At 47.5% G+C, this 255-nt stretch carries 1 rRNA gene; it reads right to left on the minus strand.

The window, feature by feature from the left end:
- Nucleotides 1-255 (minus strand): 23S ribosomal RNA (locus tag EQG68_RS14925); the annotation flags it as partial.

Here is a 255-nt window from a genome sequence, read left to right on the forward strand (position 1 = left end):
TCGGGTTCGCCTTAGGTCCCGACTAACCCGCAGCTGATTAGCATAGCTGCGGAAACCTTAGTCTTTCGGTGTGCGGGTTTCTCGCCCGCATTATCGTTACTTATGCCTACATTTTCTTTTCTAACCGATCCAGCATACCTCACGATACACCTTCAACCCTGTTAGAATGCTCCCCTACCACTTTACTTATCGTAAAATCCATAGCTTCGGTAATATGCTTATGCCCGATTATTATCCATGCTCGTCCGCTCGACT

This window comes from Flavobacterium piscinae (assembly GCF_004122145.1).
Classification (GTDB): domain Bacteria; phylum Bacteroidota; class Bacteroidia; order Flavobacteriales; family Flavobacteriaceae; genus Flavobacterium; species Flavobacterium piscinae.